15 protein-coding genes are annotated in these 16,520 nt (G+C 40.2%); 9 read left to right on the top strand and 6 right to left on the bottom strand.

Annotated elements, in window-relative coordinates; translation table 11 throughout:
- Positions 1-63: 63 nt before the first annotated feature.
- The 5 genes from NXG61_RS05600 to NXG61_RS05620 form a co-directional block, all read right to left on the bottom strand.
- On the bottom strand, positions 64-1,956 hold the full coding sequence (locus NXG61_RS05600) for a PTS mannitol transporter subunit IICBA (protein ID WP_196605098.1): 1,893 nt from the start codon (positions 1,954-1,956) through the stop codon (positions 64-66).
- Between the two features lie 47 nt (positions 1,957-2,003).
- On the bottom strand, positions 2,004-4,112 hold the full coding sequence (locus NXG61_RS05605; protein WP_196605097.1) for a BglG family transcription antiterminator: 2,109 nt from the start codon (positions 4,110-4,112) through the stop codon (positions 2,004-2,006).
- A 310-nt stretch (positions 4,113-4,422) separates the two neighbouring features.
- A complete protein-coding gene (locus NXG61_RS05610) occupies positions 4,423-5,061 on the bottom strand; it encodes an HAD family hydrolase (protein ID WP_307225191.1) in 639 nt (212 codons plus the stop codon).
- A 124-nt stretch (positions 5,062-5,185) separates the two neighbouring features.
- Positions 5,186-7,015 (bottom strand): glutamine--fructose-6-phosphate transaminase (isomerizing), encoded by a 1,830-nt coding sequence (gene glmS / locus NXG61_RS05615; RefSeq protein WP_196605095.1) that lies wholly within the window; start codon positions 7,013-7,015, stop codon positions 5,186-5,188.
- Positions 7,016-7,388: 373 nt separating this feature from the next.
- On the bottom strand, positions 7,389-8,147 hold the full coding sequence (locus NXG61_RS05620; protein ID WP_307225194.1) for a DeoR/GlpR family DNA-binding transcription regulator: 759 nt from the start codon (positions 8,145-8,147) through the stop codon (positions 7,389-7,391).
- Between the two features lie 185 nt (positions 8,148-8,332).
- Here NXG61_RS05620 and NXG61_RS05625 point away from each other — a divergent pair, with 185 nt between their 5' ends.
- The 3 genes from NXG61_RS05625 to NXG61_RS05635 are packed head-to-tail and all read left to right on the top strand — an operon-like array spanning position 8,333 to position 11,036.
- Complete coding sequence (locus NXG61_RS05625) at positions 8,333-9,187, top strand: sugar phosphate isomerase/epimerase family protein (RefSeq protein WP_196605093.1); 855 nt, start codon at positions 8,333-8,335, stop codon at positions 9,185-9,187.
- Positions 9,188-9,222: 35 nt separating this feature from the next.
- On the top strand, positions 9,223-10,140 hold the full coding sequence (locus NXG61_RS05630) for a cupin domain-containing protein (protein ID WP_196605092.1): 918 nt from the start codon (positions 9,223-9,225) through the stop codon (positions 10,138-10,140).
- Positions 10,141-10,166: 26 nt separating this feature from the next.
- Positions 10,167-11,036, top strand: coding sequence for a class II fructose-bisphosphate aldolase (locus NXG61_RS05635; protein ID WP_196605091.1), 870 nt, complete (start codon positions 10,167-10,169; stop codon positions 11,034-11,036).
- A 60-nt stretch (positions 11,037-11,096) separates the two neighbouring features.
- On the opposite strand, the gene NXG61_RS05640 is transcribed toward NXG61_RS05635, so the two are convergent.
- Positions 11,097-12,125, bottom strand: coding sequence for an IS6 family transposase (locus tag NXG61_RS05640; RefSeq protein ID WP_307225425.1), 1,029 nt, complete (start codon positions 12,123-12,125; stop codon positions 11,097-11,099).
- Between the two features lie 155 nt (positions 12,126-12,280).
- Between NXG61_RS05640 and NXG61_RS05645 the strand changes: the two genes are divergently transcribed.
- The 6 genes from NXG61_RS05645 to dhaL are packed head-to-tail and all read left to right on the top strand — an operon-like array spanning position 12,281 to position 16,507.
- Entirely contained in the window at positions 12,281-12,751 is a 471-nt protein-coding gene (locus tag NXG61_RS05645) for a PTS sugar transporter subunit IIA (RefSeq protein ID WP_196605090.1), read from the top strand.
- A gap of 59 nt (positions 12,752-12,810) precedes the next feature.
- The gene (locus NXG61_RS05650; RefSeq protein ID WP_196605089.1) at positions 12,811-13,119 is read left to right on the top strand and encodes a PTS fructose transporter subunit IIB; all 309 of its coding nucleotides are present in this window, start codon (positions 12,811-12,813) and stop codon (positions 13,117-13,119) included.
- A 1-nt stretch (position 13,120) separates the two neighbouring features.
- Entirely contained in the window at positions 13,121-14,149 is a 1,029-nt protein-coding gene (locus NXG61_RS05655; protein ID WP_231038620.1) for a PTS fructose transporter subunit IIC, read from the top strand.
- A gap of 21 nt (positions 14,150-14,170) precedes the next feature.
- Positions 14,171-14,845, top strand: coding sequence for an HAD family hydrolase (locus tag NXG61_RS05660; protein ID WP_231038619.1), 675 nt, complete (start codon positions 14,171-14,173; stop codon positions 14,843-14,845).
- 19 nt (positions 14,846-14,864) lie between these two features.
- On the top strand, positions 14,865-15,869 hold the full coding sequence (locus tag NXG61_RS05665) for a dihydroxyacetone kinase subunit DhaK (protein ID WP_432748983.1): 1,005 nt from the start codon (positions 14,865-14,867) through the stop codon (positions 15,867-15,869).
- The gene (gene dhaL, locus NXG61_RS05670; RefSeq protein ID WP_432748984.1) at positions 15,866-16,507 is read left to right on the top strand and encodes a dihydroxyacetone kinase subunit DhaL; all 642 of its coding nucleotides are present in this window, start codon (positions 15,866-15,868) and stop codon (positions 16,505-16,507) included. The genes NXG61_RS05665 and dhaL overlap by 4 nt, the downstream gene beginning before the upstream one ends.
- Positions 16,508-16,520: the final 13 nt, after the last annotated feature.

Below are 16,520 nucleotides of genomic sequence, written 5' to 3' on the forward strand. Positions count from 1 at the left end.
TTGTGTTTAATTTCTGATCAGCCTGAGAAAGATATATCTGTCTCAGAAAAGCTTTATCAATAATTATTTCGTGAATAGATCATAGATTTCCTGCGGTGTTTTTGCATTCTTAAGGATCGTTACGGCATTTTCATTTTCATCCAGCATAGTGGCTATATTGGAAAGTATAGTTAAATGCTCGTTGCCTATGCCGGCTATGCCGATAACTATATAGGCTGTTTCGTCGCCAAATTTCACACCCTGCGGAAATTGCAGTACGGAAAGTCCGGAAGCTTTGATTTCGCCTTTTGCGCTGCTGTCACCGTGCGGTATGGAGACGCCCTTGCCGATGTAGGTACTGATCTGTTCTTCGCGGCGCAGCATGGCGGCAATATAGTCGTTATTTACATATCCGCCGTCTACGAGGATTTGTCCGGCCATTTTGATGGCTTCATCGTGGGAAACGGTGTTTAGGCCGATTTTGATATTTTCGATCTTCAAGACACTGCCGTTAAAAGCAGCCGGTTTGTCATCTGGAACAGCGGCGGGGACATCAGCGGCAGCTGAATTTTGACGTATTCGCTGGGCCAAAAGATCAAAGACATTGTTCTGCAGAAAATCAGTGACGAAGATATGTTCTGCCTGCGGAGATGCTTTTTCTGCCCGTTCCGCCAATTTTTCATGGGAAACGACTATCTGGGCATCGGCAGGAATATTTTCGATGGCGCAATTAGTTATGGAAATATTAGTAAAGCCGGCTTTTTTGAATTTGTTCCGCAGAGCGCTCGCACCCATTGCGGAAGATCCCATTCCTGCGTCGCAGGCATAGATGATTTTCTTTATTTGTGTGCCGGGAATAATTTTATTTTCATTTGAAGCCTTACCAAGATTTTTCATTGATTTCATATCTGCCTTAGCAGCTTCCAGTGCGGTATTGTCCCCAGTATCTTTGGAAGATTTGAGAATGATCGAAGCTATGATGAAAGAGACTGCTGTGGCAACTACTACGGCCGCTATATTGGCAAAATATGCGCCTTTTGGTGTCATGGCCAAAACGGCGAAAATGCTGCCGGGAGAAGCGGGAGCTATGAGACCGCCATTTAAGATATGCAATGTCAGAACACCGCACATACCAGCAGGGATTAAAGCCAGCAGAAGCATTGGTTTCATGAGGATATAAGGAAAATATATTTCATGTATACCGCCGAGAAAATGGATTATGACGGCACCGGGGGCAGAACCTTTGGCACTGCCCTTGCCAAACAGGCAGAAAGCAAGAAGAACACCAAGACCGGGACCAGGATTTGCTTCAATCAGGAAAAATAAAGATTTACCGAAGTTTTGCGATTCTTGAATTCCTATAGGTGTAAAAATGCCATGATTGATCGCATTGTTCAGGAAAAGTATTTTTCCCGGTTCAACGAGTATGGAAACAAGAGGAATAAGGTTTATATTTACGAGAAACTCGACGGCAGCCCGCAGGATATTGTTTAAACCGAGCACGATCGGACCTACGACTACATAGGCAAGCACAGCAAGTATAGCGCCGATGATACCTGCGGAAAAATTGTTGACCAGCATTTCAAAACCGGCAGGGATGCTTTCCTGAAAAGCATCATCAAATTTTTTGATGACCCATCCGCCTAAAGGTCCCATTATCATGGAACCAAGAAACATCGGTATATCCGCACCGGCGATGACACCAGCCGTTGCTATGGCACCTACTACACCGCCTCTGTGATCATATACAGCCCGTCCGCCGCTGTAACCTATCAGTAAAGGTATAAGCCATTGGACCATTGGACCGCTGGCTTTGGCAAGATATTCGTTAGGCAGCCAGCCCGTGGGTATGAATAAAGCTGTCAGCAAGCCCCAGGCAATAAAAGCACCTATATTGGGCATTACCATACCGCTTAGAAAGCGGCCAAAAACCTGAATGCTTTCCTGAATGGTATTTGTTTTAGCATTTTCATTCATGATGTTAATACCTCCGTTTTGTAATTTTTAATAAAATTAATAATAATTTAGGTTAGCAATAGATTGATCTTTTTTTGCAGGAAACTTTTTAGAATTGTTTCCAAAGCTTTTAGAATATCATTTTTTGTCCCATTAGTTATTGTGGAAGAAAAAAGCCAATTTTCGGCCATCGCCTCAGTTATGGCACCCATTGTTTCGGCATTTTCCTGATAACCGTTGATCGGGATGACCAGCGCCACCGCAGCTGTGAGCTTGACAGAAGCATCCGTGTGCGAAAAACCATTTTCTATTCTTGCAATAGACAGACGCGAAGAGCTCACGGGAGCGCGGCAATGCAGAAGCATGATTTTCTGGTCATAAAGAAAGGTACTGCCGTATTTTTCCCTCTCCCATATTGCCTGGGTAACAGCGTCATCGGCATTGTCATCGCTTAGCAAAGATCCTATTTTTTTGATAAGATCATTCACATGTATTGGCCCGGTTTCATCAATAAAGATAAATTTGTTTAGTATATCAAAGATAGCGGTTTGATAGTGAGTAAGCTGCAATAAAGCGTCCTGAAAGGGAAGCTGCTCTTTTGAAGCGGAACGTATATTTTTTGAAGAAGACTTACAGACTAAAAGAAATTTATTGATGGAATGAATATCCTCGGAACGAAGCAGAGCATTTACTACCAAAACGGGAAGCGAAGCGTCGGGAATAGGGACTGTGGATATAATAAAGTCAATATTTTCCTTTGAAAGTTTGTTCGAGTCAAGACGCAGGGCAGAAATAATATCCACGATGTGGATCCTATTAAATTCATGCTTTATGCGAGAGGCAAGAAGTTTAGAAGACCCCAGTCCTGTCGGGCATGCTATGGCCACATGATATTTTGTCTGGGAAGTGTGCTTTGTGTCTTCTAAGGCAGCACCAAGATGCATGGCAATATAAGCTACTTCAGAATCAGGAATATGCGGGCCGACTATTTTATATAAAGGTGTGCAGCATATGCGGCTGAGCTGCATGAGCTGTGCATAATCTTTTTTTATATCGGACAGCAGGGGATTGCGTATTTCCATACCCATTTTCAATCGGCTTATGGATGGACCGAGATGATTTACAAGACCGATAAGCAGTTTTTCGTTATTCTCAAGCTTTTGACCAGTCTCAGCCTGAGCAGTTTTTATAATTTTTTTTGCCAGCTGTACGAGCTGGAAATTGGGAATAAAAGGAGTGCTGCCGGTGTAATATTCATTCCGTGTTCCGAGCAGATGCATTGCGATATATCCTATTTCTTCGCGCGGAACACTGATGCTGAACATTTTTTCTATTGATAAGGCTATTTGTTTGCTGATCGTAAATTCTTTTTTCCCGGAAAGCTGCTTTAAAAATGAATCATCAAAACTTATTTTTTCGTTTTGTCCCATACGCTGTATTGCCAGTGCAAGATGAATCAGCAGACCGACATAGGCATTGTCGGATAATTTAAAAGAATCCTTTGTTTCGATTTGCCGAAGAACGGTTTCCAGCCTGTGCAGGACATGAGTGTCAACAAGATTCAAAAGTCTTTGTGAAGATTGATCGACCAGGTTTTTTACGTCATGTTTTCGGGAAAGTGTATCATGAAGGATACTTACCAAAGATTTTTCATCAATATTTTCATAAATACAATGAAGGATAGCTTTGCGTATATTTTTTTCCGAGCCGCTCACATATACGCCGAGCCCCGGTTTGCGTATGAGTATAAGCTTATGTTTGATAAACCAATCTTCGAGCTTGTCCAGATCACTGCTTATGGTGCTTTCAGCGACATTGAGTTCCGTTGAAAGTTCAAAAAGTTTGATAGGAGCCTGATTTTGCAGCAGCCGTGCTGTTAAAAAGGTAGAGCGTTCTTTGGGTTGATAAATAAGTTTTTCCGGAGCTGTGTCAAATGCTGCTTTTATCCTTATTAAAACATCTTCACTGCCTTGCAGACAAATGCCAACACCCTGTTTTTTGTCCAGATGTGCATGATATTTTCCTATAAGTTTTTCTATTTCTGGAAGATCGCGTATTACTGTTTTTGTACTGACAGATAGCTTAACAGCGATAGCTCTTATCGTCATAAAATTTTTCTGGGCGCACAAAATAAGAATAATGCTTTTTACTCTTGGACTTATTTCCCCTTTATTCAATTTTCATCCTCCTAATGATCACTCAGAAGATTCATCGTTGACAAATTGCTTAATTAAGTTATTTTAATTATAGAATATAATAAAAATATATACAATCAAAAGACATATTGATAAGTACCAATCAATTTAAGACAAAATCGAATAGATAAATTTAATATTTGGAATATACATTGCAAATAATATAATTTTTTGCTGTAAATAAAAGATAGGGGATAGTTATCTTATTGGTTGATAATAAATAAAAAGCCTGCCAAAATGGCAGACTCAAAGAAGGCAATCTTGCATAAAATATATTGTGATGAATAATAAATTAAAGAACCGAAATGTCAATTTGAGTCACACTGTCAACGATCATATCAGCCTTGCTGATATCCTGAGTGCCGCTGTTGGGGTTCTGGAAACCTATACAGGTCATGCCGGCAGACTTTGCCGCAGTGACACCATTATGCGAATCCTCAAGAACGATACATTCCTGAGGCAGGACGTCAAGTCGCTGTGCCGCTGTGAGATAAATGTCAGGAGCGGGTTTGCCGTGCTTTACCTCATTCCCGCTGAGCAGAAATTGAAAATATGCGTTAAAGTTTAGTCTGCTTATATTGGCCTCGATAAATTCAATAGGAGAAGATGACGCAACGGCAGTTGGTACATTATGTTTTTTAAGATCAAGCAATAATTTGTAAATACCATTGATAGCTTCTATTTTATTTGTTTGGACATGTGATAAAATTCTGCTGTTGTATTCATTGATAAATATATCAGCGGGGATCGAGAGTCCCTTTTCTTTTTTCACTTTACGATACATCGCACTGATATTAAGGCCGCTTAGTGTGAACATATATTCTTCATCTGCGGTGATATTGTATTCTTTCAGCATTTCTGAAAGAGTCGCGTTATGCATCGGTTCACTGTCAATAATAACTCCGTCCATATCAAAAATAAATGCTTTCATAAAAACCTCCTGATAATATGCAGTTTAATAATATTGCAGCGGTAAATATGGACTGCGCTGATGAGAAGATATACAAAATGGAAAAGGCTGCCGCAATCAGCTGCGGCAGCCTGCGAATAACTATTTACTCAACTGTTACGGATTTTGCCAAATTGCGAGGTTTATCTACATCGCAACCACGGGTAATAGCAGCATAATACGCCAACAATTGAAGAGGGACTACTGTCAAAAGCGGGATCAAAAGTTCATCGGTAGCAGGAACCTTTATCACATGATCGACGCATTTTATCAGATCATTATTGTTTTCTGAGGTAATACCGATAACAACAGCATCACGCGCTTTTATTTCCTTAATGTTGCTGATGGTTTTTTCATAAACACTTTTCTGTGTTGCCAGCGCTATAACCGGTACACCCTTAATTATAAGTGCCAGCGTGCCATGTTTCAGTTCGCCGGCAGCGTAAGCTTCAGCGTGAATATAAGAAATTTCTTTCAGTTTTAAAGCACCTTCAAGAGCAACGTTATAATCCAAGGACCGGCCTATAAAGAAAACATCCTCGTTAAAGCCATATTGCTTGGCAAATGTTTTGATTGGTTCTGTATCTTCCAGTGTTCTATCAATTTGAGCAGGCAGTTCGCGAAGTTGTTTTAAAAGCTGTTCGGTACGATCGGCAGAGATGCATTTTTTTATTCCGGCCATGTACATTGCCAATAGGAACATAGTCACGAGCTGGGTTGTATATGCTTTTGTAGAAGCAACAGCTATTTCAGGACCAGCCCATGTATAAATGACTTCATCCGCATCTCGAGCAATAGAAGAGCCCACTACATTGGTAATAGCCAATGTTTTTGCACCAAGTCGTTTTGTTTCTTTTAATGCAGCCAAGGTGTCAATAGTTTCGCCTGACTGGCTTATAACTATTACCAGCGTATGTTCATCAACTATCGGATCACGATAGCGGAATTCTGATGCTATATCTAGTTCAACAGGTATGCGGGCAAGTTTTTCAATATAGTATTTGCCGACGAGTCCTGCATGATAAGCTGTACCGCAGGCAACGATAAAAATTTTGTGGAAGGAATCAAGGTATTCTTTATTCCATTTTAATTCGTCAAGCACCACACTGAGATTATCCTTGGCAATACGAGGCATTACTGTGTCACGAACAGCTTTAGGCTGTTCGTATATTTCCTTGAGCATGAAGTGCTCATAGCCGCCTTTTTCAGCAGCTTCTGCATTCCAATTTACTTCAAAAACTTTTTTCGTTACGGGCAGGCCCTCATGATTAGTTATCCATATAGAATCTTTTTTTACTACAGCTATTTCGCCGTCATTGATTATATAATTGCGGCGTGTATAGCCAATTATAGCCGGGATATCCGAAGCTATGAAGTTTTCTCCGTCACCAAGTCCGACAATAAGCGGATTATCCTTTTTGGTGCAGATAAGCTTATCAGGGTCTTTTCTCGACATGAACAGCAGAGAGTATGAACCTTCAATCCTCTTCAGAACTTCGCGGACAGCAGTTTCAAAATCCCCGTCATATATGTCTTCAAGCAAGTGAACTACTACTTCTGTATCCGTTTCGGATAAAAATTTATGGCCTTTTTCTATGAGCTCATCTTTAAGCTGCATGTAATTTTCAATAATGCCGTTATGGACGACAGCAAAGTCACCCTTGCAGTCCATATGCGGATGGGCGTTGATGTCGGACGGACCACCGTGGGTAGCCCATCTCGTATGACCGATGCCAATGACGCCTTTCGGTTCATGTCCCTTGATTTTTGATTTTAACGCATCAAGACGGCCAACTGATTTTTCCAGATTGATTTTATCGCCGTCAAAAACAGCGATTCCGGCAGAATCATAGCCGCGATATTCGAGTTTGGTCAAACCGTCAATGAGAAACGGTTCAGCCTGTTTGCTTCCTACATAACCAACAATTCCACACATAAAGATACCTCCAAAATAAAATAATTATTAAAGATGTATCTGCCGATCCTTATTCTCTGTATTGTGCCATGGGTTATCCCGTGGTTTTGCCAGATTTTGACGACCGGATCACGGCCGAGAGGCATCCGCTGAATAATTCGACGACCTCTTCCTCGTCCTCTCAATAACAAGAGCCAGCGCTAAGCGATATGCTTTTGGGTGAAGCCTGAAACCTCCTTTGCTGATCATCTGTCTGTACCGCGGCAGATTGCAGTACATAGATATGATGGATGCAGAGAAACGCGATGTTTCTGTGTCTTCCATATTCTAATATATACTTGTAATTTGGTCAAGTTATTTGTTAATGGTGATATCTGTGCATGATGCGATGGGCTTAACAAATAGTGATGCTTTTAAGATCAGCATATTTTTCCAGCTCTTCATCATGAAGGGCTCTTTCTGTTACAAAGGCGCTGAAATTATAAAAATCTGCATAACGGTATAGACTTCGGCGCTGAAATTTTGATGTATCTGCAAGTAATATATTTGTGTCGGCTTTTTTTATAATATCTTGTTTTATGCTGAGTTCTCTGAAGGAGTCAATGGAAGGACCTTTTTCTTGAAAACCGCTACAGGATAAAAATGCAATATCAATTTTTATTTGTTCAATAGCCATATGTGTCCATGGGCCAACATAGGATAGGCTCTTTTTTCTTAATTCACCGCCGGTAATCAATATTTGGCAGGAAGCATTGTATAAATTCGCACCAATAATAGCTGAATTTGAGACAATAATTATGTCATCACGCACGGACAATATTTTTGCCAGTTGTAAAGTAGTTGATCCCGAATCTAAAAAGACAACATTATTTTCTCTGATAAGACCAGCTGCTTTTTTAGCTATCAGAGTTTTAGCTTTGAGATTTTTTTCTTCCTTCAGGGAAAAGCTATTTTCGGTATAACTCTTTGCAATATTAACGATTCCATGTCCTTTTTCAAGGAGATTATTGGAGGTAAGATAATCAAGATCTTTTCTCATTGTTACCATAGACACATCAAAATTTTTTGCTAACTCACTAACTGTCACAGAGCATTTAGCAAGCACATATTGAACTATCTGATTGCGTCTTTCTAAATTTATAGGCTTGGCCATATTTACAAGTCCTTTTTTATTTTTATATACATATTAGCCCAAATGTTAAAAAAAAGCAATAAGAAAGTTAAAAGAAAATAAAAACATCTTTACAGAAGAAATAAAGTGTGATATCATTTCTTTAAAGTTATTTATAAGCTTATTTAATTTCTTTTTAATTTCTTTTATAAGGAGGACATATGGATATGAAATTTGGAGTAGATACCTTTATATGGACAGAGGTATTTACTGAAAAAGATTTGTGGATAATAAAGAAAGCCGAGAATTTAGGATTTAAGGCAATTGATTTTGCTATCGCTCATCCGGAAACATTTCCTACGGAAAAAGTAATAATAGAATTGAAAAAAACCAGACTTGAACCGGTGACAAGTACGACCTTAAATGCTGATAACAGTATTATTTCGATGGATTCTCAAATAAGAAAAAAAGGTATTGATTCATTAAAGAAGCTGATAGATATAAACAGAGCTATCGGTTCTAAAATATTGGGAGGTGTAAATTATGCGGGCTGGGGATGTCTGACCGGCAGGCCGCGTACGGAAATAGAATGGACGCACTCCGTAAATGCGATGCAGGAGGCCGCAGAATATGCGCTTAAAGTACATCCGGAGCTGAAGATTTGTGTTGAGCCGGTAAATAGGTTTGAAACACATTTCATCAATATTGCAGAAGATGGCGTAAAGTATTGCCAGGATGTGGGAACAGGAAATATGGCAGTGCATCTCGATTGCTTTCATATGATCAGAGAGGAGGAAAGCTACACAAAGGCTGTGGAGATATGCGGAGTAAAATATTTAGGCTATGTGCATGTATGCGAAAGCAATCGTGGGATTCCGGGGACAGGGATGGTGCCGTTCAAGGAGTTTTTTACTGCACTAAAAAATATAGGGTATAAAGGACCATGCGTGATAGAATCATTCGATCCAGGTTTTGAAGAACTGAATGGGCAGTGCGCTATTTGGCGGAAGTTTGCAGATACAGGAGAAGAATTGGCAGTTAAGGGATTAGCCAATTTAGAAGCTATTGCAGTCAGAATTTGATTGGCAGAAAAATTATAAATTATGAGGTGTAATAATTGGCGAAATTATTAGATATTTTAGAAAATTTTCCCTTCAAAGTAAAAGATAAAAAACCTATGTTGATAAAAAGAACAGAATATTCTACAGCATTATATCCGCCTGATAATGCATTTACCAGTGATAATACGTTTACGCTTGTATCAACAGATACATTTATGCTGGGAATTTATGAGTTGGGTCCGGGTGGAGTATTTGCTCCGCTTGATATACATCCGGGCGATGAATCGTATTATATCCTTCAAGGACCTGTGGTACAGAGAAGCGGTAATGGACAGTTTGCCTATCTCAGAACAGGAGAAGGGTTATTTATGCCTGAAGGAGCATGGCACTGCTGTCATAATTTTTCTGATGATAAGGCACGCATACTTTATTTCATAACACCTAAGGCTTGGAGTACAGAGATCCCTCCGGCGATTATACCTACTGACGAAGAAACTAAATTTTATAAAGGGCCAAATAACGATAAACTGCCCAACATGAATGAGAAAATATATGATATTTCCAGACAGGGATGTACCGATGATATAGGAAAATGGCCCGTAGATGCAAAAGAGGCAAGACGGACGGGAGCAGTATATGGTGTGCGTGACTTTGAAAAGCTCAATAATGTTCACGGAACAAAACATCCAATGCTTATGCGATTTATTACCAGCAATGATTACGGGCACTTTGGCGAATTTATTCTGCCAAACGGCGGCGGATATGGACCACGCTGTTCAGATATTGATTCACATGAAGGCGATGCAGCTATTTTTTGTATAGATGGTCCTATTACTATAAATCTTCCTGATCTACAAGAAAGTTTTGTATTAGAACGAGAAGATACATTTTTTATACCGGCCAAAGTAAAATATCAATTGGTTAACTTTGAAAAACATCAAATTAAGGCTGTATTTGCAATAACAAAACTTTAATTTTATTAAACATGGGAGGTCATATAATGTTAGTTAATATGCGTGAAATTCTTGAGGATGCCGAAAAAAATCATTATGCAATCGGATGCATAAATTCGCCAAATGAAGAAACGATCAGAGGGCTTATAAAAGCCGCAGAAGAGATGAATACACCGCTTATTATAGATCATGCGCAAGTGCATGACCAGCTCATTCCTATTGAAAGAATAGGTCCGTTAATGATAAAGTATGCTGAAAAAGCCAAAGTACCTATCTGTGTGCATCTTGACCATGGCAGTGATTTTACGTTTGTGATGCGCGCTATACGATGTGGTTTTCCTTCTATTATGTATGACTGCAGTGCAATGTCGTTTGAAAAAAATGTTGAGGAATTGGCAGCTTTTACCAAGATTGCGCATAAGCTTAATATAACAGTTGAAGCTGAACTGGGAGTCATGTCAAGTACGGAAGAAGATTCTCATGGAGGTAAACCGCTTACACGTGAAGATATTAAAAAAAGCTTTACTGATCCGGCTCAGGCTGCTGAATTTGCTGAACGTACAGGTATTGATGCACTGGCAGTATGCTTCGGAACTATGCATGGAATCTATGCGGAGGAGCCGTTGCTTGATATTGAACGTGTGAAGGAAATAAGAAAGCAAGTTAATGACAAGTGCCGGATAGTAATGCACGGGGGCAGCGGTGTAGATGCAGATCAGGTACAGCAGGCCATAACTGCAGGGTGTTCGAAAATAAATTATTATTCTTATATGGCTAAAGCCACAAGCAAACATGTTTGGGAAAAGTTGAACGCAGCGAAGGGCAGTATGTTCTATCATGAAGTTCAAGAAGATGCGTATCATTTTATTAAAGATTATGCTCAAGATATAATAAAAATGTTTCGTAATAATAAATAGGCTTTGTTAAGTAAAAATGAAAAGATAGCTAATGTTTCTGTAGAAAAGCACTAAATTTTATCAACTTGCTAAAGAAAACAAGTTTTTCATATTGGGATTATAGTTAGCTCCGGCAACTTGAGCAGGAGTTAAATGATTAAGACCAGTATGAGGGCGCATGAAGTTGAAAAAGAAGACAAAAACAGAAATAGTAGCATTAGCAGAGTGAAAAGAATGAAAGCCACGTTTGGTTTTATACCAAGCCTTGAAACGGTTGTTAAAAGCTTCGATAAGATTGTTGCTAATATCGTCCTTAAAGCTCTCGACACGAATGTGTTTAGCATGAGGAAAGTAGCACTTAGTAGGAATCTTGTAGGCACTATAGCGATCGCTAACAATGGCATTGGGATTACCTAAAGGGGAAACATGCTGAAATAAAGCATGTGCCTGAGGAGAAGAACGATGTGGTGAAAGATGAAAACCAAGAACAAAGCGGGTTTCACTATCGATGATGAACCAGATGTAGTATTTCTTTCCAGCAATTTTAACCACTGTTTCGTCAGCATGCCATTCATCAGAATTGAAATTCATAGAAGGTATGAGCTTTAAAGAAATATTATCAAAAAGCGGAGCGAATTTTTTGCACCACTCAGCAACACTAACATGAGAAAGCTTGATGCTGTAGAGCTGATAAAGCATGAGAGAAATGTTACGAGTAGAGCTTTTGCCTATGAAAAAAAGAGTTAAAACAGTGATGATTAAATGAACTGGATGACGCATGCGTGATAAATTGGATTTACCAAAAAGTTTAGAAACAGAAGGTGGCAAAGTAGCAGTTGATTTTGGTTGAAAAAATGAATGATTACATTTTTTATCAGAGCAACGAAAGTTAGAATAATCACGATAATCGTGATGCAAGAAAGACGATTTTCCACACATAGGGCAAGGAGGATACTTTTTACCTCTGACACTGGGGAGAGCATCTGGTGCAAATTGATGTTTACAAGCAAGGCAGCGATATTTTTGATTACCGAATTTATCTTTGCCAAACTTATGGAAATGGTGATTATTGTTGCATTTAGGGCATACAATCGGTATAATTTTCTGCATGAGGCATCGTCCTTTCGATTGGTGTGTTTTCTAGCAGAAACATTGTACCATTGAAAGGTTCGGTGCCTCAATTTTCATTTAAGTTAACAAAACGAATAAATAAATGAGGAGGATGGCATAATGTCAATAATTGTTGGCATTATGCCGATAAACAAATGGGAAAGGTTCTAATATCAAATGCATTGCAAAAAAATGCTGTCGTGTTGAATGTTGATTCATTTAATGACAAAGAGGCAGTCTTTGATTTTTTGGCTGACAGATTAGAGCAGGTGCAGGTTGTGAAAAATAAGGACGATTTTGTTGCTGCTCTTAATTACAGAGAGAAATTGGGACCAACCTATATGGGGAATTTTATTGCCATACCACATGGTAAAAGTAAAACGGTTGTTAATCCGGGAGTGGCTTTTTGCAGATGCAGAAAACCTTTTATCTATAAAAGCGCTGATACGGCAGGAGAGGTGAAATATATTTTTATGCTGGCTATTCCGGAAAGTCAGGCAGCAAATGATTACCTTAGAGTGTTGGCGGCATTAGCAGGGATGCTGGTACATCAGGAATTTATAGATGCGCTGGAAACTATCGAGTCATATGAGCAGCTTCTGCTGATAATTGAAAAATGGCAGTAAAATACAAATAAAGTAAAGAAAATTTGCTTAATTCTTATAATATTAACAGGAGGTTCTGTATGCAGGTTATAGCAATTACTTCTTGTGCTACCGGAGTAGCACACACATACATGGCCGCAGAAGCCATAAAAAAAATATGCAAAGAAAAAAATTATTCCTGTAAAGTAGAAATGCAGGGAGCATTGGGGTTAGAAAATAAATTATCACCCGCTGAAATAGAAAATGCCGATTTAATTGTTTTTGCTAATGATATAAAGGTCGTTAAGGCAGAGAGATTTGATGAATATAAGGATAAAATCGTAAAAGTCAAACCGCATGAAGTAATTCAAAACCCAGAAATAATCTTTAAAAATATAGTGGAGGGATAACATGATGAAGGAGCGACTGCGTGAAATTCAGGAAGCATTATTGTCAGGAGTTTCCTATATGCTGCCATTTGTTATATCAGGAGGAATTTTGATAGCAGTAGGGTTTGCAATCGGCGGTTATAATATACCTGATTCGGTTGAAAAATACGGCGATCTTGCATCAACATCATTTTGGGTGGGTAAGACGGCGTTTTCATTGATGTGTCCGGTGCTGGCTGCTTATGTGGCATATTCAATAGCCGATAAACCTGGAATTTCCGCAGGTATGGTAGGGGGACTTTTGGCATCGGATCAAGGATCGGGTTTTTTAGGAGCATTGATAGCAGGGATTATAGCAGGATATATTGTTAATCAGCTGAAACGAATACCGCTGCCGATGTCCTTGCGATCACTTTTGGCCACACTTATAATTCCTTTGCTGGGAGTCGGTATTATGGGGCTTATAATGGTATATATTATAGGCGGCCCGATTTCATGGCTGAATAAATTTTTACAGGACTTTTTAAATGGATTAAGCGGTAGCGGGTTGGTAGTTTTGGGTATTATTCAAGGTTGCATGCTGGCATTTGATATGGGCGGTCCCTGCAATAAAGTAGCCTATGCATTTGCGATAGCAGCTTCGGAAGCCGGTAATTGGGCCCCGATGTCGGCTAATTTTATTGCGTCAATGTCGCCACCATTGGGGATTGCTATCGCATGCATGCTGGCAAAAAATAAATTTACAGGTGCTGAAAAGGCGTCGGTACCGGGACTTTTTGCAGGAGCCTTTGGAATGATAACTGAGTTTGCCATTCCGTTTGCGGCATCCGATCCGTTTAGGGTCATTCCAGCATTGATGGCAGGTTCGGCGGTGGGGGCAGTGTTGTCCTACTCATTTGATCTTACAATGAATGCGCCGCATGGTGGTTTGTTTGTGTTTTTTCTCTGCAATAATATATTGTTATTTTTACTGGCATTGATTATCGCAGGTTTTGTAACAGCGGGATGCTTGATTTTGTTCAAAAAGAATACGGAAAATGAAAAGTTATAATAGCGGTGGTGAATAAAAAATATGAATATGTTGAAATACGATGGAATTATTTTTGACTTGGACGGGACATTGCTGGATACACTGGAAGATTTATCAAATAGTGTAAACGAAGCATTAGGTATGTATGGCTATAAAAGATATGCGAAAGAAGATTATAAATTAAAAATTGGCGGCGGATTCAGAGATTTGCTGGAACGCAGTTTACCGACAGATACTCCGGCAGAAATGATTGATAGAATTTTAAGCAGTTTTTTGGCAGTATACGATAAAAATTATAGAAAAAATACAAAACCTTATAATGGTATCGGGCAAACATTGATAAAACTCAGAGATGCAGGAATGTCACTGGCGGTTAATTCCAATAAACGAGATGATTACACCAAAATATTACTGAGTGATAAACTGTCAATGATTTCATTTATTGCCATATACGGGGAAAGAACAAATATTCCTAAAAAACCAGATCCCGCAGCTGCAGAGATAATAATAAAAACAATGAATATTCCCAAAAGCAAAATTATATATGTCGGAGATTCAAAAACAGATATATTAACAGCCAAGAATGCAGGAATAGAAAGTATTGGTGTTACCTGGGGATTCAGAGACAGAAAGGAACTTGAAAAGTATGGGGCAGTGTATATAGCGGACAGACCAGAAGATATTTTAAATATAGTGGGTACCGATATAATAAATTGATTCTAAATAGGAGGACAGTATGCAGAGAATAATAAATGACCCTGATAATATAGTGGATGAAATGCTGGAGGGATTTTTAAAGGCACATGCCGATATTGTGGAAGCGACTGCCAATCCTCGCGTGATAAAAGCCAGGAACATCCCGGGAGCCAAGGTCGGGATAATAACCGGCGGCGGCAGCGGACACAAACCTGCCTTTATCGGCTATGTGGGCAAAAATATGTGCGATGCCGCAGCTGTCGGCGAAATATTTTCCTCCCCTACAGCCGCCGCTTTTCTTGACGCGGCCAAAGTCGCCGATCAGAAAAAGGGCGTGGCCTGTCTCTACGGGAATTACTCCGGTGATAATATGAACGTCAAAATGGCTGTTGCTATGGCAAAAAAAGAAGGAATTGCCATAAAGACCGTAATTGCCAATGATGATGTGGCATCAGCTCCGGCAGACCAGCGGGAGAAACGCCGCGGTGTGGCCGGAGAGATTTTTATGTGGAAGGTCGGTGCTGCCAAAGCGGCACAGGGTGCTTCGCTTGACGAGGTAATAGCCGCAGCGCAAAAAGCCGTGGATTCTACCCGAAGTGTCGGTATAGGCCTGTCTCCATGCACACTGCCGGCTGCCGACCATCCTAACTTTGCAATAAAACCTTCAACGATGGAAATCGGTATAGGACATCACGGAGAGCCCGGCATGAAAGTAGAACCTCTTGGTTCAGCCGAAGATATTGCCAAAATAATGGTCAATATAGTGCTTCCAGATTATCCTTTCAAAGAAGGTGATCAGACTGCCGTGCTTGTTTCCGGACTGGGTGCGACCCCGGTAATGGAGCTTTATGTACTGTACAATGAAATTGAAAAACTGCTTCAGCAAAAAGGAATTAAAATCTATAAAAGCTATGTCGGCAACTATTTCACATCCCTGGAAATGAAAGGAGCGACCTTTACAATGATGAAGCTCGACGACGAACTAAAGGAGCTCATCGATATGCCTGCCTGCAGTATGGGGCTTAAAGAGGGAGTCTGCTCATGAAAGCATTTGATAATAAAAAAGGCCGTCCTATCCTGCTGGCAATGGTGCGGAGCATACAACAGAACAAAACACATCTAAGCGATATTGACGGACTGATCGGTGACGGCGACCACGGTATAAACATGAACAAAGGATTTTCTCTGTTTGAGAAGGAATATAAAGACAAAGAACTCAGCTTCAATGAAGGACTCGAAAAACTGGGAACAACCTTAATGAATAAAATCGGCGGTTCTATGGGGCCGATATACGGCACATTGTTTATCGGAATGGGTGAAGCTGGCAGCCGGCTGACCAAGATAAGCCTGGCGGATCTCACAGCGATGATCGAAAAAGGATACAGCAAACTCAGTGAAATAATCGAAGCCCGCCCCGGCGATAAAACCCTTATTGATACGCTCGCTCCGGCACTTGAAAGCCTCAGAAAAAGCACCGAGAAAAAGGAAGACTTTAAGACAGCCCTGATAAAAATGAAAGCTGCGGCAAAAGCCGGCAGCGATTCCACCAGAGAGCTTAAGGCCAGATACGGCAGAGCCAGCCGACTGGGCGAGCGCAGCATCGGCGTGCCCGATGCTGGTTCGGTATCCTGCCGGCTGCTGCTGGCAGCTATGGGTGATGCCATTGTTGAGCTGCTGGAATAAAAACAATAGAAAG

The organism is Pectinatus haikarae, assembly GCF_050916305.1.
Taxonomy (GTDB): Bacteria; Bacillota; Negativicutes; order Selenomonadales; family Selenomonadaceae; genus Pectinatus; species Pectinatus haikarae.

Excerpts from the sequence above, each read along its gene's own strand:
- NXG61_RS05600 (WP_196605098.1), bottom strand. The coding sequence starts at position 1,956 with ATGAATGAAAATGCTAAAACAAATACCATTCAGGAAAGCATTCAGGTT.
- NXG61_RS05610 (WP_307225191.1), bottom strand. The coding sequence starts at position 5,061 with ATGAAAGCATTTATTTTTGATATGGACGGAGTTATTATTGACAGTGAA.
- glmS (WP_196605095.1), bottom strand. The coding sequence starts at position 7,015 with ATGTGTGGAATTGTTGGTTATGTAGGAAGCAAACAGGCTGAACCGTTT.
- NXG61_RS05620 (WP_307225194.1), bottom strand. The coding sequence starts at position 8,147 with ATGGCCAAGCCTATAAATTTAGAAAGACGCAATCAGATAGTTCAATAT.
- NXG61_RS05625 (WP_196605093.1), top strand. The coding sequence starts at position 8,333 with ATGAAATTTGGAGTAGATACCTTTATATGGACAGAGGTATTTACTGAA.
- NXG61_RS05635 (WP_196605091.1), top strand. The coding sequence starts at position 10,167 with ATGTTAGTTAATATGCGTGAAATTCTTGAGGATGCCGAAAAAAATCAT.
- NXG61_RS05640 (WP_307225425.1), bottom strand. The coding sequence starts at position 12,125 with ATGCAGAAAATTATACCGATTGTATGCCCTAAATGCAACAATAATCAC.
- NXG61_RS05645 (WP_196605090.1), top strand. The coding sequence starts at position 12,281 with ATGGGAAAGGTTCTAATATCAAATGCATTGCAAAAAAATGCTGTCGTG.
- NXG61_RS05650 (WP_196605089.1), top strand. The coding sequence starts at position 12,811 with ATGCAGGTTATAGCAATTACTTCTTGTGCTACCGGAGTAGCACACACA.
- NXG61_RS05655 (WP_231038620.1), top strand. The coding sequence starts at position 13,121 with ATGATGAAGGAGCGACTGCGTGAAATTCAGGAAGCATTATTGTCAGGA.
- NXG61_RS05660 (WP_231038619.1), top strand. The coding sequence starts at position 14,171 with ATGAATATGTTGAAATACGATGGAATTATTTTTGACTTGGACGGGACA.
- NXG61_RS05665 (WP_432748983.1), top strand. The coding sequence starts at position 14,865 with ATGCAGAGAATAATAAATGACCCTGATAATATAGTGGATGAAATGCTG.
- dhaL (WP_432748984.1), top strand. The coding sequence starts at position 15,866 with ATGAAAGCATTTGATAATAAAAAAGGCCGTCCTATCCTGCTGGCAATG.